Raw genomic sequence first — 24,715 nt, forward strand, 5'->3', positions numbered from 1 at the left:
TGATTTTTTTAAATCCATAAAGGGATATAAATAAAGATCCCTAAGCCGATGATGACGACTAGAAGTAGGATGCTCTTCCACCTGGTTCGGTTCCAAAATAACACCGCGACGATGATTGCCTGTAAAAAAATCATGCTTGAACCGATGATCATGGTAATCGGCGAAAACACAAATCCACCGATAATGTTGATGAGTATTCCCGCTGGCATAAGGGCAATGATCGCGATTTTCACCGGGCTTTTTTTAATGCCCTGTAAAATGTCGCGTTTTTCAGCTTCATTGAATTTATCGTACTCCAAGAGTGCAAACCAACCGGTAATGATTAAAAGTGCCCCGGTTATGGAGACGCTACCCATTTTTATCCTCCTCCATTGCATTATCTCAGGAAGGCTATGACTTCCACTTCTCTCCATAATATACCCATTTTAAAGCAAAATAAATATACGGTTATCTTAAATGATTGGTATAATAATCGGAAAGAATGAACGGTTTTTCGAAAGGAAGGATAGAATGGAAGCGTCTCTATGGACCGAAAATCCTAACAAACAAGCGGTGCCGACCGACCATCCGACAGTTAATCCGGAGGCGATGCGTCGCGCGGTTACTTATCATAAAAATGCCCCCGGGTTTGTTTCTGCCTGTCAGTATTTCAGGTTAATGAGTGAAATTGAATTTATATGTGATCGAATCGGCATTACCAAAAACAATACTCTATTAGCTGTGGAGAATGTAAATAAAACATCAGAGAGGATATATTTATCTGTTGACTGGGCTTCTCGGCATGAAAGGGTTCGCTTGCGGGGAGGTAATTCCGCTCGCCTTGGACATAGTAAAAACACCGTAGATGCATTCGTGACTTATCCTGATTCCGATGCCGACAAGGGATGCACTTACTCGATCAACCGATGGCGAATGATCCGAAGACCATAGCCGGAGAAGCCGGTGCGGTTTCGCTGGGATTGTTGAACGAAATTAACAAAAATGAAGCGTTATCGAATGTAAAAGAACATATTGGTTTGGATGAACATACCCGAGTACTTCTCATTAATACAGAAAGCAGAACATAAAAAAACACCGCCAAAAAAGGACGGTGCTTACGCGTCATCTGCAAATTTATAGTTAAAGAAACGTTCGTTTTCCAGTCGCTCCACAATTTCGGGATCTCCGCCGCGATAATGCTTTTCCCGTTCGGCAAAGGTAGCGCCGAATTGGGAATGGTGGGCTCGTAATGCCAGGAGCTTTTCCCGCATGTAATCTTTTACGGAATAGACAACATCCGGGTTATCAAGGGTGATGGCAACGGCGTAAAAGGTTGGCCTTGTTTCTTTTGGCATATCGGCGAGTGCTTCAACGACGGCTTCAGCTGTGGCGTTGTGATCGGGATGTACCGAATGTTCGGGATAAAAAGAAATGACAAGCGTTGGGTTAAGCTCTGCAACTAGTTCCTCCACCATGCTTTTAAGCACACCGGGAGCGAGAAATTCGAGGGTTTTGTCCCGATACCCCATCATTCGCAAATCGGTGAGCCCCATCGCGTCAGCCGCTTCTTCCAGTTCTTTTTTTCGTACGTCCGGGAGGGATTCACGTGTGGCAATCGGTGGATTTCCAACGTTTCTCCCCATCTCTCCCAGGGTAAGGCAAGCATAAGTGACCGGCGTTCCACTGGCAATGTGGGCGGAGATGGTTCCGGAAACGCCGAATGCTTCATCGTCGGGATGAGGAAAAATGACAAGTACGTGGCGTTCTTTTTTCACCATGATCAGAGCCCCCTTATTTTCTGAACGGTTGTTCGGATATTTCAAGTGTAACGGCAATTTTATCTTCATGATTTAATCCGGCGAGAATAAGTTGGCCATCTTCATTGAGCTCGAAATGCGTGAGTCCTTCTCCGTATACCCAACCGATGTTCAGCTCCAAGCCGACACGGTAAGGGCCGTCGCCGATAATTTTTCCGTGCTTGTAGTTAATGTGCGCGTTACGTATATAAGCGCCTGCTGAAAAGAAAGATTGGTCAAAATGAGATGCGTAGGCGCCATTGGTTGTTTCTAAATGTAAATAAACATCTTTTCTGGCAAATGAATCTATTAATGTTTGCACACGGGTAACGGCAATGGGTTCCACGACTAAACCTCCATGTTAGCCTTGAATGGCAGTATTCATCTATTATATAGTTCATGGTGCCTCGGGTTCAAGAAATGTGAATCAGGTATTGCGATCGCCGGTGACAACATGCTGTGCGGTATAAAATATTAAATCTGCTGTTTATAAAATGTGTCACATCAGCTGCCAAAAAAACCGACAATCTATGAAAAGCCATCTTTTGATGTTGCCGTGCAAAAGAAAAAATCCTTGTGCCATTATCGGCACAAGGATTTAGCTCCGGCTGGCGGATACGAAAGTTGGCATTCTTTTGGTATGCTCTTTTATTTAAACCATTCCAAAGGCTCGGGGTTAGTGTTTCTGAACACATGCTTCGTCTCGGTATATTCCTCCAGGCCGGGGCGCCCGAGTTCACGGCCGATGCCCGATTGTTTGTAACCGCCCCAAGGCGCTTGGGCAAAATAAGGGTGGAAATCATTGATCCAAACGGTTCCCATACGAAGTTGGGTAACGACGTTTTCCGCCTTTGCAATGTCTTCCGTGAAGACCGCGCCTGCGAGTCCATAAATCGTGTCATTCGCCTTCGCCACTGCCTCTTCTGTTGTTTCAAATGGTTCTACCGTCAGCACCGGTCCAAATACTTCTTCCTGCACGATGCGCATATCGGCTGTACAATTGGTAAAAATCGTCGGCAGATAAAAGAACCCTTGTTGCAGTTCTTCGGCTTCCGGTCGTTTTCCTCCAAGCGCGAGTTTTGCGCCTTCCTCTTGGCCGATGGCGACATATGCTTCTACTTTCTCACGGTGCTCGGCAGAAATGAGCGGCCCGGATTGCGTATCTTCCGCGAAACCATTGCCGAGTTTAATATGCTTCGCCCGCTTGACGAGGGCATCGACAAATGCGTCATGCATGGAGCTTTCAACGAGTACGCGCGCACCGGCCGAACACACTTGTCCCGCGTGGAAGAAAGCCGCGTTCAATGCTTGATCAACTGCCACATCAATATCCGCATCTGCGAAGATAATGTTCGGGTTTTTGCCTCCGAGCTCCAACGCGAGCTTTTTCACATTCGTACTTGCGGCTTGCATGATTTTCTTCCCGGTGTCGATTCCGCCGGTAAATGAAATCAAGTCGACGTCCGTGCTTTCGGATAGGTGCGCACCTGCCGTATTGCCCGGTCCGAGGACAAGGTTTGCCACGCCTGCAGGGACGCCGGCTTGTTCAAAAAGCTCAAACACTTTCACGGTCGTTAGCGGCGTGATCTCGCTCGGTTTCATCACGAGCGTATTTCCCGCGGCAAGTGCCGGGGCCAACTTCCAGGCGGCCTGCAATAACGGATAATTCCACGGGGTGATTTGTCCGCATACGCCCACGGGCTCGCGAACAACCTTGCTTGTGGAATCCGGAATCGGGCTATCAATCACTTCACCGCCATCTTTATCCGCCAAACCGGCAAAATAAATAAACACATTGGCGATGTCGTCCATATCGTCGAGACTTTCACTGAGCGTCTTCCCGGTATCGAGCGTTTCGAGCTCAGCAAGTTCTTGACGGGACGAACGAATCAGCCGGCCAATGTCATGAACGATCGCCCCCCGTTCACTCGCCGGTGTCGTCGCCCACGCTCCGTTATCAAATGCACGGCGTGCAGCGGCAACGGCTTTTTTTGCATCTTCTTCGTTGCCCTCCGTAACATTTGCGATCACTTCCTGATTATAAGGGTTGATGATATCACGGGTTTCATCGTCGACAGCATCCACCCATTGACCGTCGATATACATTTGTAAGCGCAAAGGATCACGCTCCTTTTCATATTTTCATATAGATGTTAAAAGTATCACGAAGCTCCCTTTTAATTAAAACATATGCGTGCTATGACCAGGTTGAAGCCGGGATCCCGGGTCCATATAGGCTTTTGCATTACTGACGGCAGTTGGAGCTTCACCAAATCCGGTGGCAATCAACTTCACTTTGCCATCGAAGGAGGCAATGTCTCCGACCGCATAGATCCCCTTGATGTTCGTTTCCATGCGGGAATTCACAATAATGGAGTTTTTGGTCGTATCGAGTCCCCACGTTTTAATGGGACCTAGCGATGAAATAAACCCATAGTTGACAATCACATTGTCAACGTCAATGATTTTTTGATCGGTACCTTTCACTTCCTGAAGGACAACCTGTTTAATATTTTCACCATTGCCCCGGAGTTCGCTTATTTCAAATGGGGTGTGCATGTTTACGGGAGCCGATTGTAATTCGGCGATGCTATGCTCATGAGCCCGAAATTTATCACGACGATGGGTAAGCGTCACATTCGCGTCATTGGCAAGCGTCAGCGTCCAATCAACGGCAGAGTCTCCACCCCCACAAATAAGGACGTCCTTGTTTTTGAAAGCGCCTAGGTTATCAACAAAATAGTGAAGGTTTTTGCCCTCATATTGTTCGGCCTCCTCAATTTTGAGCTTTCGGGGTTGAAAAGCACCAACACCGGCGGCAACGATAATCGTCCGTGAGTAATGGGTGTCCTTGTCTGTTTCAATTCTAAACGTCTCGTCGTTGAGCTTATCGACGGTTTCTACGGATTGATCAAGCACAACGGTTGGTTCAAACATTTGCATTTGTTCAACCAAGTCGTCAACAAGGTCTTGAGCGCGAACTTTTGGGAAACCGGCCACGTCGTATATATACTTCTCGGGATAAAGAGCAGAAAGTTGACCGCCCAGTTGGGGCATGCTCTCAATGATCTTCACTTTTGCCTGGCGCATCCCTCCGTAGAAAGCGGTGAACAATCCTGCTGGTCCTCCACCAATAACTGTTATATCGTAAGTATCCATGTAATCATCATCCACTATCCTACACCTCCAATCATGGTTTTCTGTGCACTTGGGGTTCTGGAGATCAGAGCATCCTTCACGATGATAAGTCCCTTGGATCAAACTGACCGTGATATTACAGATGAACTTTATTCTTCATCCTGTAGGTCTTCAATAGAATCAATATCCATATAATCTGGGACAACAAAACCTTGTTGGGCACCCTCTAAATTTGGACCCAGGTCGACGATCTCATCTTCATATTGTTCATAGTAAGTTGATGCACCTACAGGGAGCCAAGCAATCAACATACCATCACTTTCCCCATCGGCAAGGGCTTGAAATGCCACGCCCATATCAACAGACGACAACTCGACATCGTAACCTAATTCTTCAAGAACTTGCGCAACGACATTCGTTGATGCAGTTTCTGTTTCCCAATTGACATAAGCCAACTCGATTGTCTCATTTTCAACTGGTTCGATGCCTTCTAACCAAGCGTCCACCTCATCCCGGTTGTTTTCAATCCACTCCTCCGCTGCGTCGGGGAATTCCACATCATCTTCTCTGGCATCTAACATAACTTCATTCATATCTTCGATTTCCCAGTGGAAATTATCCAATAATTGGTAGGCGGAAGCATGATCATCTTCAAGACCTTCCCTGACCATTGTATGGATATTTTCAGATTGCCCCATCGCTTCTTCCGGGTCATCCAAGAATTCCAAGTCATAGTCATTAAACGCCCAGTGTGGCTGCCAAAGCGTAACGACGACTGGTTCTTGATTTTCAATCGCTTCTTCTAATTCCGCTATCATGGCTGCTTCTGAACTTGACACTAGATCAATGTCTAAGTCATAGGCATCCATTGTCCTCTCAGCCATATCCATCGTACCCGACCCCGGGTCAATCCCAACAATTTCTTCAATGCCGTCTACATCATGATTTTCTTCCTCTTCTTCAGCGCCTGATGAACGTTCATCTCCGCAGGCTGTAAGTGCAGCTAACATTCCAAAAGATACTAATCCATACACTAAACGATTTTTACACATTAAAAATTCCCCTCTTTGTTATATAATTACATTAAAAATGCGGAATGAATCCGCATTGAAATTATTTCATTTGTACAAGATGATATTTCCATCTGCTACGCTCAGTTCTTCCACACTCAATTTATATTCACGTAGTTTTTGACGTTCATTGGCAAGCATACGGCCACTATCTTTAATATTGAATTCTCTTCCGTGCCATGGACAGCGTAGAATATTTCCTTCGTTTTTGTAATTGTAGGTTCCAATTTCGTCTGTTGGTTCAGGCGCTCCACATAACTGGCCTTTACTTAAGGGAGCGCCTTGATGAGGACAAAGATTGGTAAATGCATGGAAATCACCATCTGATGCACGGCAGATCACGACAGGTCGTCCATCAAATTCAGCCTCCATCATTTCGCCGGGAGCCAGGTCATCCGTATGAGCGACTACTTTTTCCATCCGTTTTCCCTCCTCTGCGAAGCTTGGGGTAAAATTGACGCGCATTTTCAGAAAAGAGTTTTCGCTTCAAGGCTTCATCGAGGCGTGGAGGCAGTGCACGTTCCGGAGAATCATAATCCCAATGGGGGTAATCGGTCGAAAAAGAAATAATCTGATCGCTCCCCATTTGCTCAATGATTTGCAAAAGCTCCCACTTTTTCAGTTCTTCCAGAGGTTGGGTGGTAAAACATAAATGGTCACGAATCGTATCGCTCGGCATTCGCTTCACCCAGGGGACTTCATGGCGCAAGTCTGTGTATTGTTGGTCCATTTTCCGCATTAAAAACGGAACATACGTAAAGCCGCCTTCGATCATCATGAGTTTCAAACCAGGAAACTTTTCAAATACACCCGAAAAAATCATATTCGTTACTTGGTTCATATGGGCGGTGGGAATTAACGTATGCCATTCAATGAAATATCTCGGCCACTTTCCATAATAAATGGGTGGTTCATTATGGTGCATACCAATCATCAACTGATGTTTTTCTGCTGCTTCAAATATAGGGTGGTAGAAAGGATCGCCCCAAAGAATGTCATCAATAGGGAGGAGGATCTGGACCATTTTTGGGTGATCCCCTACTCTTTCAATTTCTTGAACAGCCGCAGCGGGATCTTGTGCGGCGATATGCACAGAACCATATAGACGTGAATCCTTTTCAAGCCAGTGCTCAATTTGCCAATCATTATAAGCGCTGGCAAGGGCTGTTGCCATTTCATACCATCCATGCATCGATGATGGGGAAGGATCAAGCGCTCCAGTAAGAATTCCATACTCATGCCCGTTGCTATCAAGCAGTTGCTCCTGCATGAACCCAAGATCAGAACCCGCGGGGCGACCATCAGGTAACTGAGCGTCTGCACGGTCAACCCCGGCAACGGCAGGCTGCGTATACGGCATGTGTTTTTCTTGCATCCAGTGGCAATCAGTGATGTAACGACGCCATGGTTGTTCCAAATAAGGGAGAAGTTGTTCATAACTGACACGTTCATGAATGTCGGTGTCTATGAAACCCATTAGATTTACACGACCTTTCTATTGCAAACTTTAATAACTTATCATGGGGTGTTGTGCAGTCACAAATCTACTGAGAGATAGCTAGGTGAGTTTAGCGCAAGCAGTGAAATTCAGTGATAAAATTTCATTTTTTTCACCCCATACGTCAATGCCCTGCGTTTTTTATACTAATATCTGGATAATATAAAGGGTTGCAACTAGGGCAATAATGATCCATAAAAGAGAAAAGAAATAAATCATAATATAGGATGAATAGAAGGTTTGCTTTCGGATTTGTTTTTCTTTTTTAAAATAACTGACGGATGCCAAAATGATCGTTAAAACTCCCAAAAAACCAGTAGAAATCCCCAAGATCACAATAAGTAGATTTTCTGATAACCCCATTGATAAATGGAGACTGGTGACTAAAAACCCGATGCCCAAAATAGCAACGGCGGTACGCACCCATGCCAAGTAAGTACGTTCATTGGCCAAATGCTGCTGTGCATACTTTAATTGATTGTCGTCTTTTCTCGTATCCATGTTGTATTATCTGCTTTCATTTTCGTTTCTCATACAAATCATCCTCTTCCTTTCATCCCCAGCTTATGGAGTTTTATGAAATGGTTAAAGTTTAATACGCTTTTGTAGAAAAAAACACATCCCTTCTTTTTGCTACTTCAGTAACTTATCATGGAGTGTCATGTAGCTACAAATCTACTGAGAGATAGCTAGGTGAGTTTAGCGCAAGCAGTGAAGTTCAGTGAATATCAGTGAGCTTCAGTGATAAAATTTCAAAGTTCCAGCCGCTTGATGAATGGACACTACCAAGAAAAGGGGTTTTGCGGGGGGTGTATTCTGGTGTTTCAGGGAGATAGTACGTCTGCCGGGCCAAAAAAAACATTGTTCATTTGATTGTTACAAAGTATTAAGATCTTTATACTGTTTATATGTATCTGATTGGAGGGCGTGATTTGAAATTTATTGGATGGATAGGTATTATACACGCAGTTTTCATCGTATTTTGGATGAGATTTAATATTATTTTTTCGATTATGAATCCAATTGCTATAGAAGAAGGCGAAACATTAGCCCAAATCGGTATGGATTACCACACATCCTTCATAGGATATTTAGCTATGGATCACGGGAGTAAATCCTTCATGATGCTACTAACGATTGCCGTACCGATCGCTACATTTTATCTTTTAAAAAGGAAAGTAAAATTTGAATTATACAATATAATAGGTCTTTTTTCGGGATCCTTAGGATTCCTTCTTTACTCATTATCGTTAATGCTACAAGCGTCAAGTGTTGCCTATGCTTTTAACTTATATAAGTCGGATGTAAATGAATTTACGGACGCTTTTGCTCTTTTACTCTATGAATGGACAATGTTAGAAGGAGGGTTTTCTACCAGCATATACATCCTCGCTAATATTTTAATCGCTATATGGGTCATTATACTGTCAAGAGGGTTGCAGCTATACACAAGCGAACATAAGGTTAGTGTTTTTGGTCTTATAACCGGGATCTTGCATATTATTGCTTATCTTATATCTTGGGTACTTCTGATGTTTGGGATGCAGGTTATTCATACACTAACTGAAGCTATAGGACTGTTATTTGTGGTTTGGATTTTTTTAGTAGGGGTTGTGATAGTAAAAGGAAAGTTAAAGTTATCCGAAACTCATTCGCAAAGCTAACGTATCAACTTTTTGAAGAAGGTGGCATCATATAACAACTTATTTTGCAGTTAAAATGAACAAAAACAGTCATAAAACCGCCTCAATGCTGGTTTTTGGCTGTTTTTGTTTGTCAAAATGTTGTAGTATAAAGCCCCTTATGGAGAAAGCATTCGATCTTTTTGAAAAGGGTAGATCATTGAAAGTGCAACGAAGGCTTTCGCCATAAAAGCTTGACGAAAAGCCAAGTTTTCTAATGAGGGATTGCTGAACAACTTGCGGCTATCAGCTGAAGCCGGGATGCCGCTTCCATGGCTTCGCTTTCCGCGGACGAACGGGCAAGCCTCCTCGCGACGCTGCGGGGTCTTGACGCGTCCGTTTTTCCGCTGGAGGCTCGCCATTGCAGCACCGTCCCTCCGTACGTTGCCAGAAGTGCAAGGGTTTTTTTGTTTATAGGATGGATTTCCTTGCATCCAGCTTTAACAACACCAACGGAAAATGCTTATGTGCCAGTCTTTTTCCGTTATTCAGCAGTCCCTAATGAATAAATTAGAAGTATGTTTGTTTTTCCATCTATTTTGGGAATAGGTCTACTGTGGTCACATTTTACAAGGAGGTATTAAATTGTTTAAAAGAGTCGACAAGTTGCAAATTGACCTTCCGAGACCAGAGAAGCCGGATCCCGAAGCGGCAGGTGTTGTGCAGGAGTTATTGGGCGGTAGGTTCGGTGAAATGTCGACGCTAAACAATTACATGTTTCAGTCGTTTAATTTTAGGAGCAAGAAAAAGCTACGCCCATTTTATGAGTTGATAGCAAATATTACGGCTGAAGAAATCGGTCACGTGGAATTGGTCGCTAACACGATCAACCTTAATCTTGACGGTTCCGTTGGAAATGGCAGCACAAACCCGGATGACACACCGCTCGCGCCGGTAATGGGGTATGAAAACAAGTTTAATTTTATTTTAGGCGGGCAAAATGCTATACCGGCTGATTCTGCCGGCAAAGCTTGGACAGGTGACAATGTTTTCTCTAGCGGAAATCTTGTTAACGATTTGTTGCATAACTTCTATTTGGAGTGCGGCGCACGGACGCACAAGATGCGTGTTTACCAAATGACCGATAATGAAACGGCACGTGAGCTGGCGGGCTATTTGCTCGTACGCGGCGGCGTCCACGCGGTTGCCTATGCAAAAGCACTTGAAGATATCACAGGCGTAAATATGATGAAAATGCTACCTGTTCCGGATTTGGATAACTCGAAATACGATCATGCCAGAAAATATGAAGAAAAAGGAACACATCGCAAGCTGTTCCGTTTTAGTGACGATGACTATCAATTACTTGATCGCATTTGGAATGGACCGACACCGGTTGGGCCTGAAGGCGAACTTGAAGTCGTTGATGGCATGCCGGAAGGCGGGGAAATCCCGGATCTTGATCATGTTCCGGAAGAATTTGTCCCGGGATTTGACGAAGAACAATTCCGGGAGTTATCGAAACGCCTTCAGTACGAAGCGGGAATGTAATTCCAAAAATAACTCAGGAGGAGGGGAGGTAAAAAGTGCCCCCTCCTCTTTTACTTACTTATTTTCCGGTTGCCGATTGTAAAGGCGCTTTGCGCATGATTAAGGCAGCTGCTCCAAAAAACACACATGCAATCAAGATTAAAGAGCTAAAATACCAGAGGGCATTGTCTTGCCAAAATCCTTCAATCAATTGATTCAGCAGATCATTAACACCGGGAATTATCAGAATCATAATGATAACAGCTATGGAAAGATAAGTAATCAAATGACCGTAACGATAGTGAAGACAAGCAATGGCATAGGTGATGGCCATGAGGAACAAACAAATCGTAAAGTCCAGCCAAAATACGGAAATAAATTGGTTGGGAACTGTATCAATTTGCCCCAGTGAAGTAAACCCGATATTTAATCCCCAAGCATCAGACAAACGTTCACTGATCCGCATGGCTATATTAAGGGTCAAGGCACTTAATGCGGCAAGTGCGATAAAGCCGGAAATCATCGAGCGTTGAAAGTTTCTTCGCGTGCTGCCCATTCCCATGGAAAAGGGATAATAATTTTTTAAAGAAATAAATGCTGTGATTGCCAAATAGATATAAACAGGGAAATTGATGAAGAAAAAGAAGTCACCTTCCGGCCAATTCATGTTAATGAAGAAAGTCACCAAAAGCAGAAAGCCGAGAATGCTCCAGAAAATCAGAAATGATTGCCGCAGGTCATAATAAAAAATCAATAGATTCCCTTTAACCGGATTCATAGTGCTTCTCCTTTCTTTTGTTGCGACGTTAAATGGATCATCAGTTTTTGGATCGGAATGGCACTCACTGTTAGTCCTTCCTGTTTCATCTGTTGCCTTTCTTCCGTAGACAGTGAATGCTGAACGGCAACGGTCTCCTCGCTCCCTAACGATTCACGATGGAGAACGGTCTTTTCACGTAAGAAAGGGCTAAGTTTTTCTTTCGGTCCCTGCAAGTAATAACTCGTATTCCGCAAGGCATCCGTTTTTTCTTGGAGCAATAATGTGCCTTGGTCCATGATCAACACCTCTTCAAAGATTTTGCTCAGTTCATCAATGAGGTGTGTAGAGAGAATCAATGTTCGCGGATGTTCAGTATAATCCTCAATCAATAGATCATAGAACGTTTGCCTGGCCGCGGCATCCATGCCGATATACGGTTCATCGAAAATGGTTATTGACGCGCGGCTTGCGAGCCCAATAATGATTCCCAGGGAAGATTCCATCCCCTTGGACATTGTTTTCACTTTTTGTTTGAGCGTAAGGTTAAAAGTCTCCAGCAACTCTAAAGCATAATTTTGGTCCCATTTTTTATAAAATGAGCGGGCGATATGAAAGATTTGTTTGACATTTAAATTTTTCATGAAGTTATTGCTTTCTTTGACAAAACAAAGGTCTTCCAAAACGGATGGCTTTTCGAAAGGAGGTTTCCCGCCAATTTGGACATCTCCGTGCGACGGATACATTTGTCCGCTCATGATATGCAATAAAGAGGTTTTTCCTACACCATTTCTTCCCAGTAATCCATAAATTTTGTTTTCTTCCAGCGTTAAACTAACTTGATCCAGTGCTACAGCGGAACGATATGTCTTGGTAACATCAGAACACATGATACTTGCACTCATTTTGATTCTCCTTCCTGTTTGATCATTTCGATCAATTTCTCTTTTGAAAGGTTTATTTTACGGGCTTCCAGTAAGGCTGGTTGAACATACGCATCAAAAAACGCTTGGTTTCTTTTTTTAAAAAGAATCTCTTTTGCACCTTCGTTCACGAACATGCCGACCCCTCGCTTTTTAAAAATAATGCCGTCATCGACGAGTTTATTAATCCCTTTAGCCGCTGTTGCAGGGTTGATTTGATAATAGGCGGCAAATTCATTGGTGGAAGAGATCTTATCTCCTTCTCGCAGAAAGCCTTCAATGATGTCATCTTCAACTTTTTCGGCAATTTGAACGAAAATGGGGTGGCTGTCATCGAATGAATGGCTCATGATCCACCTCCTTAGTTCATTGGTTATTTACTTATGTAACTAACCATATAGGTACTTCGATGAATGTCAAGGTGGAAAACGCATGATTTTCATTTTGGGCGAAAAAATAATGCTAGAGGAGGCAATAATAATGACGCGAGCGACGAAGCAGATTCCGAAAGAAAAAGGATTGGACCAGACTTTAACATTACTGAATGAAGGGTACCGATACATTTCAAACAGGCGGCGACATCAGCAATCGGATATTATCCAGACGCGCCTTCTTGCCCAAAAAACGATCCTTATCAGCGGGGAAGAAGCTGCACAGCTTTTTTATGATGAAAGGTATTTTAAACGCAAAGGAATGGCGCCAAGGCGCATAAAAAAATCATTGTTCGGTGAGCATGGCGTGCAAGGGTTGGATGATGAAGCGCATAAACATCGAAAATTGATGTTTTTATCGCTAATGACGCCGGAACGATTGGAAGAAATCAAAAAAATAACGATGAAACATTGGAAAAAGAAAGTCCATGAATGGAAGGGAAGGAACCGGGTTGTTTTATTCGATGAAGCAGAGGATGTCATGTGCCGAAGTGCTTGCGCGTGGGCAGGCATTCCTCTTCGAGAGAAAGAAGTTGAACAACGGGCGCGGGAATTCGGTGAAATGATCGATGCCTTCGGCGGTGTTGGAGAACGAAACCGGCGTGGCAAGAGAGCAAGGGACAGTTCGGAGAAATGGATACAAACGATTGTGAAACAAATTCGAGCAAAAAAACTGAATCCTCCCGAAAATACAGCCGCTTATATTATGTCTTTTCACCGAGACCATAAAGGAAAACGGTTGGATACCCATACGGCCGCCGTTGAAATCATTAATGTGCTTAGACCGATCGTGGCGATTGGCCGATACGTCGTGTTTGGCGCACTGGCGGTGCATGATCATCCGGAAACATTACCTGAATTACGCGTGGGAGATGACATGTATACGACGATGTTTGTCCAAGAAATCCGCCGCTATTACCCCTTCACACCTTTATTGGGGGCGCTCGCTCGCAAAGATTTTCATTGGAAAGGGTATCCTTTCAAAAAGGGGACGCTCGTTATGCTTGATGTTCACGGCATTAATCATCGTTCGGATTTATGGGAAGCGCCTGATGCATTCAAGCCCGAGCGTTTTAAAGATTGGAAAGGGAGCCCGTTTGCATTTGTTCCGCAAGGCGGAGGGGATCATTACATGGGGCATCGCTGTGCCGGCGAATGGATTACGGTGATGCTCATGCAGACGAGCCTAGAATTTTTGACGAATCACATTACGTACACCGTGCCCGATCAAGATTTAAGCTATAGCATGGTGCGGATGCCCACGATCCCGAAAAGTAGGTTTGTCATTCGTGATGTGGACACAAAATAAGCATGAGTAGGGGCTGAACCCCCGCTCATGCTTATTTGTCTCTCTTATGAAACGGCCACCAGTTATATGGACCAAGAATGGTTGCTACGGACGGGACAAATAGCGGTAGTAACAATAAAGAGTAAAGGAGCAAACCGATGACGACCATCGTGCTGATTTGAAGAAGGGTGAGTACCCCGGATGCGAGTAGGGAGGCGAATGTTCCGCCCAAGATGAGGGCGGCAGCCAGCACGATCCCACCTATGCGGCGCATGGCCAACATCATGGCTTCTTTCAAATCAAGGGTTTTGCGGTTTTCATCAAAGCGTGTAATAAGGAAGATCGAATAATCGACACCGAGAGCCATTAAGATGACAAAGCTAAAGAACGGCACGGCCCACATTAAGCCTTGATAACCGGCTAAGTCCATAAAAATCCATTCCGTAATCGCGGCCGCGCCAAAGTACGTGGCGGCTAACGAAAAAAGGACATAAAGCGGCATAACGAGGGAGCGGAAAAGAACGGCTAAGGCAAGGGAAATTCCCGTCAACATAATCGATGCCGTTGTGATAAAGTCGCGATTCGTCAACTCATTTAAATCTCGATTTTGCGCGGCGATGCCATCGAGCAAAATATTCGCATCTTCGAACGGTGTTTCTTTTAACGAAAACGCAGCGACCTCGTCGATGGCATCCACTGTTTCAATGGCTTCAAGCCCGTAAGGATCGTTTTCCATCGTGATGTCAATGAAGGAAACAAAACGATCATCCGGCGTCGCGTAATGTTCCCAGAGTTGGTCGAACGCTTCGTTTTCCATGATGTCGTCCGTAATGAAAATGCCTTCCAATGGGTGAGAAGGTTGGTCAGCCATGCTGGATGTAAAGTCTTCCATTTGCTCAATCGCATCAATGACATCAAGCGTGCCTTCATCCACTTCCAACAACCCTTCTTCGAGTTCCGTAAATCCGTCGCCGGCGGCTTCAATGCCTTCCATAAGTTCATGTTGACCTTCCTGGATTTCCGTTAACCCTTCGTTTAACTCCTGCGTTCCTTCCTGCATGTCCTCCAAACCGTTTACAGCTTCTCCAAGCCCCTCGGCCAGTTCTTGCATGCCTGTTCCGGCTTCTTCGAGGTCATTCTGGACATCTTGAAGGGTCGCGTTCGGGTCCGGAATATTCATGTCAGTTAAAGGTGTCTCGAGGGTAAGTAATTCTTCGGCTTCCGCTAGATCGGCAGAAACGGCTTCCAGTTCCGATTCAATATCTTGACGCGTTTCCTCTACTTCCGAAACAATGGCAACAGCTTCGTCCGTTTGCTCTGCACCTTCTTGCAAAGCGGCATTCATGTTGTCGATGTCTTCACTGATGTCGGAGTCCGGCGCAGCCTCGTCCGCCTCTTCACTAAGGTCATTCAATGTCGATTGCCACATTTCCAAGTTTTCCTGTAAGCCGATGTCGATATCGTCGGGGTCAAATGCAAGGCCGCCGATCATGTCTTGCAGCGTCCCGAGTTGTTCTTGCCGCTCGCTGATGGTGCTAAGTGCTTCTTGTCTGGCGGTTTCGGCTTCTTCCAATTGTTGTTCCAACGATTCGGTGCTGGGAATCGCTTCTTGAAACTCATCCAACTGCGCTTCGTATTCGGCAATTTCCTCAGAAGCAGCCGATACTTCCTCTTGAGCGGTCGCTATTTCACTCGTTAAGCTTGATAAGCCACCTTGTAATTCCTCGACACCTTCGAGCGCTTCATCTGTTCCATTCAGTAACGCTTCCACGCCCTCTTCCGCTTCCGAAAATTGTTCGGCGCCGTCTGCCACCCCTTCGAGCAAGTCGTCATGACCATCGGAAATCTCAGCTAAGCCGTCCAGTGTCTCGCTTAAGCTCGATGATAATATGTCAGCTTGTTCCGGGATGGTCATCTCTTCCAAACGTTCCCCTTCCGGCCGTGTTACTGTGCGCACATCGCTTACCCCATCGACTTTTTCCAAATTAATCGCCATTAATTCCAAGTAAGGGAGCGCATTCGGTTCTTCCCACGTTCCTTCAGGGGCTTCCACAGCGAGGGTCGTAAAAAAGACATCCCCTTCCCCGAAACGATCGGCGATTAAGTCATAGGCTTGGACGGATTCATAACCTTCCTGGACTTCCTCGGGCATATTAAACGAGATGTCGTTGTCGTACATCCATAAGAGTGGCGCTAAGATAGCGGCAACGATTAGCATTGTGTACCCCGGCCGGTACACCGAGAAGCCGCCCAGCTTTCTCCACAACCAATTGTCTTGCCGTTTGGCTCTCGGTTTACTCGGCCAAAAAATGCGATTTCCCATAAAACTCATCAAGGGAGGCATCCCCGCCAATATACCGATGAGCAACACGAGGATGCCGACTGCAACGCCGACGGCCGATTGAAAGATATTAAAATCGGCCAAACCGATGGTTGCAAATCCGATAAAGCCGGTGATGGCACCGTAAAGAATCGTTTGCGTAGAGAAGCGAAACGTTTGAATCATCGCTTCATGGGCAGTTTCACTCGCAGGCAATTCTTCTTGAAAACGCCGCATTAATAAAATGCAATAGTCGGTACCTACGCCAAAAATGATCGCTAAAATGAAAATTTCCGTATAAGTGGAAACCGGGAATCCAAACCAATCGGCAAGAAAAGAAACAATCGATATTGAACCGAGAAAAGATAAGCCAAGGAGAATGAGCATCAGTAACGGTGTCAATGGGGAGCGAAAGATGCTGAGTAGGACGGTAAATACTAACGCGATCGTTATCCATTGGGACGTACCTAAATTTTCCTGTGTCGATTTGTCGTAATCTGTGGAAATGGCCGCGTCACCCGTTTGGTAATGCGTAAGTCCATCCACAGCTGTTAATTGTTGAATGTCGTTTCGATATGTATCGTATGCTTCGGATGCCATATCCAATTCAAGGGAAACGAGCAAAAGCGTTTCGTCATCACTGATTAACTGATCGGCCTGTTCGTCCCCATTAAATGGTGAAACGATATCATGGAGGGGCACGTCGCCGGGATCATTTTCAAAGGCTTCCATCGTTTCTTCGATCTGATCCGCTTGCGCTTGCGACAAGCCGTCTTCTTCGTGGTACACCACAATGACCTCTGTGCCGGTGAATGCCCCGTCGGAGGCAACCATATTTTCAAATTGTTGCGTGGGGTATTCACTCGGGATCTCAATTTGCCCTTCTTTACTGACGATTTGATTTAAATCGGGTGAAAAAAAGAGCAATACAAACGTAGCCACGATCCATAGGATTGGATAAAAAATGATTCTTTTTTTACCGCTGATGACTTTGATCATCGTGAGCACCTCTTTGCTAATCGGAATGTTCGTTTAAAATAACATCTCATTTTATTATATAACAGATGTTGAACGATCAAAGTCTCAATGTTTTATTGGTTATTAATTTTCATTCAAACAAGTAATGCTAAGCTCGGACAAATTCCTTGGCTGCTCCCAAATGTTTTAGATTGCCTTACGTGCCCCTTTGACGTGTAAGCATTGGGAAACATGGACAGCTTCAACATATGATAAAATAAAAGTTCAAGCGGAACGGCCATCACCAAGACAAGCAATGGCCATGTAAGGGAGTAAGAATCAACGATGAAGCTAGGAATTTTGGAACAAATGGCTACCCCTAAGGGAAAGACAGCAGAAGATACCGTCGAGGAAACGCTTGATTTGGCACAACATGCAGAGGCAATCGGTTATCAACGTTTTTGGTTTGCCGAGCACCACGCGACGAAAGGGATGACGTCGAGTGCCCCGGAAATCATGATGGCGGCTGTGGCGAGCCGAACAACTCGGTTACACGTGGGAAGTGGCGGCATCTTGCTCCCGCAATACAGCGTCTATAAAGTCGCTGCCCAACTTCTGCAATTACAGGCGCTTTTCCCCGGGAGGATTGAAGCGGGCGTGGGACGGTCACCCGGAGGGGCAGAAAGGGTTCGATCTGCGTTGGCGGATGGGAAAGAAAATCAGTTAAATGATTATCCGGAAAAATTGGAAGCCCTCGCTAGCTATGTTCGTGGCCAATCACCTAAGGGCGTACGAGCAACACCGAGAACGAATGCAGCCCCACCAGTTTACTCTTTGGGCCTCGGGGAAAATAGTGCCGAAATCGCCGCCCGCCTCGGCGTGGGTTATGTATACGGGCATTTTATCGCACCTACTCGTGGAGAAGCAGCTCATGAGGTTTACCGGCAACAATTCACACCAGGCAGCTTAAGCGTCCCCCACGCATTAACCGCTGTTTTCGTCATTTGCGGGGAATCAGACGCGCACGCGGAAGAACTGGCAATGAGTCAGGATATGTGGCTGTTACGAACGGAAAAGGGGCTAGATAGCCGCGTGCCGAGCGTAGAAGAGGCGAAAGCGGCAAAAAAGACCGAAAGGGATCAACAAAAAATAAAGGAAAATCGCAGAAGAATGATTATCGGCGGTCCAGACACGGTACGAGAACAATTAAGCTATTTTTCGGAGCGCTATCACAATGATGAATGGCTGATTCTAACGAATATCCACGATTTCCAAGAGAAACGCCGGTCATTCGAACGAATCATCTCTCTTTTTTGACCTTTGCATATAACATAGAATCCTGATATACTATTATTCAGAGTTAAATAATTGGTTTTTTCTTATAAAGAGAAGCAGAGGGACTGGCCCAACGACGCTTCAGCAACCCCATCAGGTGGAAGGTGCTAATGCCAGGAAGATAAGAGGATCTCGAACACACCCCTCTTTTCTTCGGAAGAGAGGGTTTATTTTTTAGCAAAAGGAGTTTTGGGGAAGATGGCAGAAATTACAGCAAAGCATGCGCCATACCGTGCAGATCATGTCGGGAGCATTTTGCGCACGGAGCGCTTGAAAAAGGCACGTGAAGATCGTGTCAACGATGCAATTACGGCTGAACAATTGCGCCAGGTTGAGGACGAAGAAATTCGCGCGATTGTGGAAAAACAAAAAGAAGCGGGGCTTACGGCTATTACGGATGGGGAATTTCGCCGTGCATGGTGGCATCTGGATTTCTTGGAAGGCCTTGATGGGGTAGAAGGATATGAACCGGAACATGGCTATGCATTTAAAGGCGTGGAAACGAAGCCTTGGCTCGTACGGATTATTGGGCAATTGGATTTTCCGGAAGACCATCCTTTTCTCGATCATTTTCGCTACTTAAAAAGCATCGTCGGCGAAGGTCACGTGGCCAAGCAAACGATTCCGAGTCCAAGTATGCTTTACGCGGATCATCATTTTGTATCCGGTGTTTATGAGGATCGGGAACGTTTTCGCAAAGATCTTGCTGCAGCATACAAAAAAGCTGTTCATGCTTTCTACGATGCCGGGTGCCGTTACTTGCAATTCGATGATGTTGGATGGGCAATTCTTATTCCGACTGAAGACGATACGGAAGAGCAAAAACAAGACAAACGAAACAAGCAACAGTGGTATAAAGATATCATCAATGAGGCACTTTCGGATCGGCCGGATGATTTAACAGTGACGATGCATATTTGCCGTGGCAATTTCCGGTCCACTTGGTCCATGAGTGGGGGTTATGATCCGGTTGCAAAGACGGTATTCCAGGAAGTTGAAGTGGACGGGCTTTTTCTGGAGTACGATGACGAGCGTTCCGGCACGTTTGAATCCCTGCAGTATGTGAACCGCGATGATTTAAAAATTGTGCTTGGCATCGTAACATCAAAAACGGGTGAACTTGAAGATAAAGAAGCGTTGAAAAGTCGTATTCGTGAAGCTGAAAAGTATGTACCGCTTGAACAGTTGGCGATCAGTCCCCAATGTGGTTTTGCTTCCACGGAAGAAGGCAACATTTTATCGGAAGAAGCACAATGGGCAAAACTGCGCCATATTAAAGAAGTCGCAGATGAGGTTTGGGGAGAAAACTAAAAGATGGACGAGCAGGGCTGATCTTCCAAAGGAGGATCAGTTCTTCTTTTCACTCTTGTGATAAAATGAATGAATACTTATTCAGGAGATGATCGTCATGGAACAGCCTATTAAAAATGTAGAAGAACAATTGCAAAAAAACGCCGAAGGCACGTTGATTGATGTACTTGACATTACTTTTGTGGAGGCAAATCAAGATCGACTCGTGCTCCGGATGCCGGTGCAACCGAAAACGCATCAGCCTGCCGGTATTCTTCATGGCGGCGCCTCGGTCGTCCTGGCGGAAACGGCAGCGTCAGTAGGAACAGCGCTAAATATCGACCAGGAAACAAAAGTCCCGGTTGGCCTCGAGATTAATGCGAACCACGTACGCAGTAAACAGGATGGTGAAGTGACGGCTACGGCCACCCCTTTCCATAAAGGACGGACAACGATGATCTGGGAGATCAAAATTGTCGACGAAGACGAGAAACTCATCTGTGTGTCACGCTGCACAATGGCTGTGCTGGATAGAAAATAAATAATGTCACTGCGTTATGCCAGGTTTTTTTCTATGCATCGTCGCCTGTTCATAAGCAAAAGCAATCTGAAATAATGTTTCTTCTGAAAACGCCTGTCCTGTGAACGTAATCCCGAATGGCCGCCCATTTTCATGGTAGCCGGCAGGAACGGCGATTGATGGCAATCCGGCGCGGGCAGCAACATCATAACTACTACTCGAACTTGGAAAAAGGATAGCATCCAAGTTTTGATTGAATAAAACATTTTCCAGGCTTTGCGGATCATCCAAACCTTCGTCGCGGAGTTTCTGAGTGAGGTAGCTAGCATTGGATAAACTATTTTCCACTGCTGTTCGAATTCTTAGGCGATCATAGCCATATTTATGCAAGTAGGCATGATCCTCATACGATTGCAAAAATGCATCAAAGGAACGAAAACCCGTGGAAGGACGTGCCCTGGCAAAAAAATTATTCAGGGAATGTCGGCATTCATAGCTGACAACAGCATCACTATCCCTTCGATTAATCGCCGGGATGGATACGGCATCGACCAACGTCGCTCCGAGGTCTTTTACTGTGACGATCGTTTCTTCAAAAAGGGAAGGATCGATTTGATCGCTCATGCTCGGTTGATAGTCGCGAAAAACACCGATTCTTTTTCCTTGCAAACCATCACTATGGAGAGATTCTACGTAATTCGGAATTTTGAGCGGTTGTGTTTTTGTCTCTTCATCTTGAGGGTCTTTGCCTGCGATCGTTCCTAAAAGATGCGCGGCATCCGTCACGGTTTGCGTCATCGGTCCGGCTGCATCTTGTGCGTAGGATAAAGGGATGATTCCCGTACGGCTAACAAGCCCAATGGTCGGCTTGATCGTCACAAGAGAATTGCGTGTCGCGGGGTTTAACAACGAACCGGACGTATCAGTCCCAATGCTTACGGGTGCAAAATTAGCCGCAACTGCCGCTGCGCTACCCGTACTCGATCCGCCGACATCAAATTGGGTGCCGTATGGACAGAGGACATAGCCGCCCCTTGAACTATAGTTTTCCGGCATGTCTGTGCCGATGCGGTGGGCAAGCTCAGTCATATTTGTTTTGCCGAGAATAATCGCACCGGCTTCCCGCAATTGTTTGACGAGAAACGCATCCTCGTTTGAACGCCAATTTTCAAGCGCGATCGATCCTGCGGGCGTCGGCAATTTATCGACGGTTCCGATATTTTCTTTTAAAAGAATCGGGATGCCGTGCAACGCCCCTTTTCGACCGTGGTTTTCCCGCTCTTTATCCAGTGCTTTCGCGATCGGAATGGCATCGGGATTGATATCGGAAACGGCATTAATGGAAGGGCCATCCTGATCCCAAAGCGCGATACGGTTTAAATAATAAAGAACAAGGTTTTTCGCAGTAAGTGTTCCTTTATCATAAGCGTCATGGATTTCGGCAATTGTCGTTTCTTCGTGCCAATAGTCAGCCATTAATGTGGTTTGCATCATTAACCTCCGGATTTTTTGGTAGGTAAGAAAGTATAAATCAACTTTATTACCTACATAAGTGCAACTAAGACTTTTCGCCATAAAGGCTTGGCGAAAAGCCAAGTTTTCTATCTATATTCATATGGTACCGCTAACTGTCATAAGCATACACTCAATCGTATTCTTTCGCATAATTGCTATATGACCCATTTGTGGTATACTAGCACATATATTATTTTTTTAATATTCCTTAGAAAAAGAATAGGGGGAAAAGAATGAAGAAAAATTTTTGGTTATCTGGAATTTTGGGCGTTTCACTGATGGCTACTGCTGCGTGCGGTACGGATGATACCGAAGGGGACGCTGACGACGCGGATGTCAACGGTGATGACACTGACGACGTTGAGGCAGAAGACGAAGAAGGGGCAGACGACGAAGATGAGGAAGCCGTCGAGGATGATGGGGATGAAAATGGTGGAGACGGTTCTGTAGAAGGAGAGACCTTTACGGTCGCGACCGACAACAATTTCGTGCCTTTTGCGTTTACTGATTTGGAAACGGATGAATTGACAGGTTTCGATATTGAACTGATGAATGCCATTGCGGATGAAGTGGGTTTTGAGATTGATTATGAACCGGTAGATTTTGCTGCATCGCTTTCCGGCATTCAATCCGGTTCTTATGACGCGGCAATTAATGCTATGTCGATTACGGAAGAACGGGAAGAAACGGTTGATTTTTCGGACCCATACTACTTTGATGCCGGGATTATTTTAGCAGTAGCGGATGGAAACGATGAGATTCAATCGCTCGAGGATGCGGAAGAACAAGGGGCGACAGTCAGTACACGCCAAGGATCCACGAGCCAAGAGTATCTCGAGGATAATGTCGATGGCATTGAGATCGAAGCTTTTCCGGAAATCACCGAAGCGTACGAAGCTGTGATCGGCGGCCATGTGGACGCTGTTTTATATGATGAACCGAACGTTGCCTATCATACAGAGGATCTGGCAGATGGCCAAATGGTGACGGTAGGCGAAACGTTACTGGCAGATGACTATGGCATTGGCATGCCGCAAGATCACGAACTTGTTGAGCCAGTGAATGAAGCTTTGGAGACATTGAAAGAAAATGGAACGTATGATGATATTTTCGAAGATTACTTTGGAGAACGCCCTGAAGGGACATAAAAATCTTTTTCCGATCTCTGGTTTCTGAAATCTGAGCTCTGGAATACCACCGAGATAAAAAAAGCTGCTCATGCGGGGATCATGCATGGCAGCTTTATCCATCTTATGTTTTTTAAAAGGAGTCCGGTATGAATCTATCACCTGAAGCATTTGTTGAAGTGACCCCTTATTTACTCACGGGACTATGGTACACATTAATCATCACGATCATTGGTGTGTTAATCGGTTGTGTGATCGGCACCATTTTTGGAATTATGCGATTATCAACGAATTGGTTCATCAAAACGGTCGCGTCAATCTATGTGGAAGTGGTGAGGGGCACCCCATTGCTTGCGCAAATCTTTTTTATTCATTTTGGGATTCCCGCCCTTTTCAATTTTAATTTTGACGCGTTAATTACCGCTTTTGGCGTGATCGCGCTTAATTCCGGGGCGTACTTGGCAGAGATTGTACGAGGCGGTGTGCAGTCCGTGGATAAGGGACAATTGGAGGCGGGCCGTTCGCTCGGGTTAAACGGACGACAAACGATGCGCCACATTATTTGGCCGCAAGCCGTAAAAATTATGATTCCGCCTTTTGGGAACCAATTTATCATAAGTTTAAAAGATACGTCTTTATTGTCGGCAATCGCGGTGACGGAATTGATGTATCAAGGTCAAACGTACGCAAGCATAACGTTCGCGAGTTTTGAAACTTACTTAATGGTTTGTGTATTTTACCTCTTGATTACCATTCCGGCATCTATACTGTTACGTTTCACAGAACGGAGGCTTGACCATTCATGATTAAGGTGAAGGATTTACATAAATCGTTTGGAAAAAACGAGGTGTTGACCGATATTACAACGGAAATTGATGCGCAGGAAGTGGTCTGTGTCATCGGGCCGTCGGGCTCCGGAAAAAGTACATTTTTGCGCTGTTTAAATCGCCTTGAGGATATTACTTTAGGAGAAGTACTGATTGACGGGGTGAATATTGCTGACCCAAAAACGGATATTAATGCCATTCGCCAAGATGTAGGGATGGTTTTCCAACATTTTAACCTTTTCCCTCACAAGACCGTCCGCGATAATGTGATGCTGGCACCGCATAAGTTGAAAGGGGAAAGCACGCGAGAAGTTCGCGATCGTTCCCTGAATCTGTTAGAAAAAGTCGGACTTGCCGATAAAGCGGATGCATATCCTTCTAGTCTCTCGGGGGGACAAAAACAGCGGGTTGCCATTGCCCGTGCCTTGGCGATGAATCCGAAAGTGATGCTTTTTGATGAACCGACGTCCGCCCTTGACCCGGAACTCGTTGGTGATGTGCTCGCCGTTATGAAGGACTTGGCTAACGAAGGGATGACAATGGTTGTCGTCACACATGAAATGGGTTTTGCAAAAGAAGTCGGCGATCGCGTGTTCTTTATGGATGAGGGCAGGATGGTTGAGGAAGGCACCCCAACGCAAGTGTTTGATGACACAACGCATGAACGTACGAGAGAATTTTTGAGTAAAATTTTATAAATGAAAAAATGCCCCGGCAAGGTAAAGTTAAACATTGTAAGGGGTCAATCCAATTTAGGGGTCAACACTAAAACCTATGGTTGACAAATAGATG

Annotated in this window: 25 protein-coding genes and 1 riboswitch; of the genes, 10 read left to right on the plus strand and 15 right to left on the minus strand. The window is 45.3% G+C overall.

Translation table 11 applies throughout. The annotated features are described in order from the left end of the window. Positions 1 to 8: 8 nt before the first annotated feature. On the minus strand, positions 9 to 356 hold the full coding sequence (locus HUG20_RS03475) for a hypothetical protein (protein WP_200088132.1): 348 nt from the start codon (positions 354 to 356) through the stop codon (positions 9 to 11). A gap of 528 nt (positions 357 to 884) precedes the next feature. Here HUG20_RS03475 and HUG20_RS03480 point away from each other — a divergent pair. Further along, entirely contained in the window at positions 885 to 1,067 is a 183-nt protein-coding gene (locus HUG20_RS03480; RefSeq protein WP_200088134.1) for a hypothetical protein, read from the plus strand. 27 nt (positions 1,068 to 1,094) lie between these two features. Here HUG20_RS03480 and bshB2 read toward each other — a convergent pair whose 3' ends face one another. The 8 genes from bshB2 to HUG20_RS03520 all read right to left on the minus strand — a co-directional run bounded on the left by bshB2 (position 1,095) and on the right by HUG20_RS03520 (position 7,982). Beyond that, positions 1,095 to 1,757, minus strand: a complete 663-nt coding sequence (bshB2, locus tag HUG20_RS03485) for a bacillithiol biosynthesis deacetylase BshB2 (protein ID WP_200088136.1) — start codon at positions 1,755 to 1,757, stop codon at positions 1,095 to 1,097. A gap of 13 nt (positions 1,758 to 1,770) precedes the next feature. Continuing rightward, on the minus strand, positions 1,771 to 2,121 hold the full coding sequence (locus HUG20_RS03490; RefSeq protein ID WP_200088138.1) for a YojF family protein: 351 nt from the start codon (positions 2,119 to 2,121) through the stop codon (positions 1,771 to 1,773). 302 nt (positions 2,122 to 2,423) lie between these two features. Continuing rightward, positions 2,424 to 3,893 (minus strand): betaine-aldehyde dehydrogenase, encoded by a 1,470-nt coding sequence (gene betB / locus HUG20_RS03495; RefSeq protein ID WP_200088119.1) that lies wholly within the window; start codon positions 3,891 to 3,893, stop codon positions 2,424 to 2,426. A gap of 63 nt (positions 3,894 to 3,956) precedes the next feature. Continuing rightward, positions 3,957 to 4,934 carry an NAD(P)/FAD-dependent oxidoreductase gene (locus tag HUG20_RS03500; protein ID WP_200090368.1) on the minus strand — a complete coding sequence of 326 codons (978 nt, stop codon included), beginning with the start codon at positions 4,932 to 4,934 and terminating at the stop codon, positions 3,957 to 3,959. Between the two features lie 128 nt (positions 4,935 to 5,062). Continuing rightward, a complete protein-coding gene (locus HUG20_RS03505; protein ID WP_200088140.1) occupies positions 5,063 to 5,965 on the minus strand; it encodes a glycine betaine ABC transporter substrate-binding protein in 903 nt (300 codons plus the stop codon). Between the two features lie 66 nt (positions 5,966 to 6,031). Beyond that, positions 6,032 to 6,403: a Rieske (2Fe-2S) protein gene (locus tag HUG20_RS03510; protein WP_246476522.1), complete on the minus strand. Its 372-nt coding sequence runs from the start codon at positions 6,401 to 6,403 to the stop codon at positions 6,032 to 6,034. Then, on the minus strand, positions 6,375 to 7,460 hold the full coding sequence (locus HUG20_RS03515) for an amidohydrolase family protein (protein WP_200088144.1): 1,086 nt from the start codon (positions 7,458 to 7,460) through the stop codon (positions 6,375 to 6,377). The genes HUG20_RS03510 and HUG20_RS03515 overlap by 29 nt, the downstream gene beginning before the upstream one ends. 162 nt (positions 7,461 to 7,622) lie before the next feature. Beyond that, a complete protein-coding gene (locus HUG20_RS03520; RefSeq protein WP_200088146.1) occupies positions 7,623 to 7,982 on the minus strand; it encodes a YidH family protein in 360 nt (119 codons plus the stop codon). 431 nt (positions 7,983 to 8,413) lie between these two features. Here HUG20_RS03520 and HUG20_RS03525 point away from each other — a divergent pair, with 431 nt between their 5' ends. Further along, a complete protein-coding gene (locus HUG20_RS03525) occupies positions 8,414 to 9,145 on the plus strand; it encodes a hypothetical protein (protein ID WP_200088148.1) in 732 nt (243 codons plus the stop codon). 232 nt (positions 9,146 to 9,377) lie between these two features. Here HUG20_RS03525 and HUG20_RS03530 read toward each other — a convergent pair whose 3' ends face one another. Further along, the gene (locus tag HUG20_RS03530) at positions 9,378 to 9,533 is read right to left on the minus strand and encodes a hypothetical protein (RefSeq protein WP_200088150.1); all 156 of its coding nucleotides are present in this window, start codon (positions 9,531 to 9,533) and stop codon (positions 9,378 to 9,380) included. Positions 9,534 to 9,748: 215 nt separating this feature from the next. Between HUG20_RS03530 and HUG20_RS03535 the strand changes: the two genes are divergently transcribed. After that, on the plus strand, positions 9,749 to 10,654 hold the full coding sequence (locus HUG20_RS03535; protein ID WP_200088152.1) for a manganese catalase family protein: 906 nt from the start codon (positions 9,749 to 9,751) through the stop codon (positions 10,652 to 10,654). Between the two features lie 58 nt (positions 10,655 to 10,712). Here the strand turns inward: HUG20_RS03535 and HUG20_RS03540 are convergent, their stop codons facing one another. Genes HUG20_RS03540 through HUG20_RS03550 form a run of 3 tightly spaced genes read right to left on the minus strand, consistent with a single transcriptional unit; the run spans position 10,713 to position 12,663 of the window. After that, positions 10,713 to 11,411, minus strand: a complete 699-nt coding sequence (locus HUG20_RS03540; protein ID WP_200088154.1) for a hypothetical protein — start codon at positions 11,409 to 11,411, stop codon at positions 10,713 to 10,715. Beyond that, positions 11,408 to 12,295 (minus strand): ABC transporter ATP-binding protein, encoded by an 888-nt coding sequence (locus tag HUG20_RS03545; RefSeq protein WP_200088156.1) that lies wholly within the window; start codon positions 12,293 to 12,295, stop codon positions 11,408 to 11,410. The genes HUG20_RS03540 and HUG20_RS03545 overlap by 4 nt, the downstream gene beginning before the upstream one ends. Then, the gene (locus HUG20_RS03550; protein WP_200088159.1) at positions 12,292 to 12,663 is read right to left on the minus strand and encodes a GntR family transcriptional regulator; all 372 of its coding nucleotides are present in this window, start codon (positions 12,661 to 12,663) and stop codon (positions 12,292 to 12,294) included. Before HUG20_RS03550 ends, HUG20_RS03545 begins: the two co-directional genes overlap by 4 nt. A gap of 130 nt (positions 12,664 to 12,793) precedes the next feature. Between HUG20_RS03550 and cypC the strand changes: the two genes are divergently transcribed. Next, the gene (gene cypC, locus HUG20_RS03555; RefSeq protein ID WP_200088161.1) at positions 12,794 to 14,053 is read left to right on the plus strand and encodes a CYP152 family fatty-acid peroxygenase CypC; all 1,260 of its coding nucleotides are present in this window, start codon (positions 12,794 to 12,796) and stop codon (positions 14,051 to 14,053) included. A 31-nt stretch (positions 14,054 to 14,084) separates the two neighbouring features. Here the strand turns inward: cypC and HUG20_RS03560 are convergent, their stop codons facing one another. Further along, a complete protein-coding gene (locus HUG20_RS03560) occupies positions 14,085 to 17,351 on the minus strand; it encodes an MMPL family transporter (protein WP_200088163.1) in 3,267 nt (1,088 codons plus the stop codon). A gap of 303 nt (positions 17,352 to 17,654) precedes the next feature. On the opposite strand from HUG20_RS03560, the gene HUG20_RS03565 reads away from it, so the two are divergent. The 3 genes from HUG20_RS03565 (at position 17,655) to HUG20_RS03575 (ending at position 20,475) form a co-directional block, all read left to right on the plus strand. After that, entirely contained in the window at positions 17,655 to 18,626 is a 972-nt protein-coding gene (locus HUG20_RS03565; RefSeq protein WP_200088165.1) for an LLM class flavin-dependent oxidoreductase, read from the plus strand. 59 nt (positions 18,627 to 18,685) lie between these two features. After that, a riboswitch (SAM riboswitch) is annotated at positions 18,686 to 18,772 on the plus strand. Positions 18,773 to 18,842: 70 nt separating this feature from the next. Further along, positions 18,843 to 19,955 (plus strand): 5-methyltetrahydropteroyltriglutamate--homocysteine S-methyltransferase, encoded by a 1,113-nt coding sequence (locus HUG20_RS03570; RefSeq protein WP_200088167.1) that lies wholly within the window; start codon positions 18,843 to 18,845, stop codon positions 19,953 to 19,955. Positions 19,956 to 20,052: 97 nt separating this feature from the next. After that, the gene (locus HUG20_RS03575) at positions 20,053 to 20,475 is read left to right on the plus strand and encodes a PaaI family thioesterase (RefSeq protein WP_246476523.1); all 423 of its coding nucleotides are present in this window, start codon (positions 20,053 to 20,055) and stop codon (positions 20,473 to 20,475) included. A gap of 6 nt (positions 20,476 to 20,481) precedes the next feature. Here HUG20_RS03575 and HUG20_RS03580 read toward each other — a convergent pair whose 3' ends face one another. Next, the gene (locus tag HUG20_RS03580; RefSeq protein WP_246476524.1) at positions 20,482 to 21,945 is read right to left on the minus strand and encodes an amidase family protein; all 1,464 of its coding nucleotides are present in this window, start codon (positions 21,943 to 21,945) and stop codon (positions 20,482 to 20,484) included. Between the two features lie 257 nt (positions 21,946 to 22,202). On the opposite strand from HUG20_RS03580, the gene HUG20_RS03585 reads away from it, so the two are divergent. From HUG20_RS03585 to HUG20_RS03595, 3 genes are all read left to right on the plus strand, one after another. Continuing rightward, complete coding sequence (locus HUG20_RS03585) at positions 22,203 to 23,117, plus strand: transporter substrate-binding domain-containing protein (protein WP_200088171.1); 915 nt, start codon at positions 22,203 to 22,205, stop codon at positions 23,115 to 23,117. A gap of 128 nt (positions 23,118 to 23,245) precedes the next feature. Beyond that, positions 23,246 to 23,902 carry an amino acid ABC transporter permease gene (locus HUG20_RS03590; protein WP_200088174.1) on the plus strand — a complete coding sequence of 219 codons (657 nt, stop codon included), beginning with the start codon at positions 23,246 to 23,248 and terminating at the stop codon, positions 23,900 to 23,902. Then, positions 23,899 to 24,621: an amino acid ABC transporter ATP-binding protein gene (locus HUG20_RS03595; RefSeq protein ID WP_200088176.1), complete on the plus strand. Its 723-nt coding sequence runs from the start codon at positions 23,899 to 23,901 to the stop codon at positions 24,619 to 24,621. The genes HUG20_RS03590 and HUG20_RS03595 overlap by 4 nt, the downstream gene beginning before the upstream one ends. Positions 24,622 to 24,715 lie beyond the last annotated feature (94 nt).

The organism is Salicibibacter cibi, assembly GCF_016495865.1.
GTDB classification, from domain to species: domain Bacteria; phylum Bacillota; class Bacilli; order Bacillales; family Marinococcaceae; genus Salicibibacter; species Salicibibacter cibi.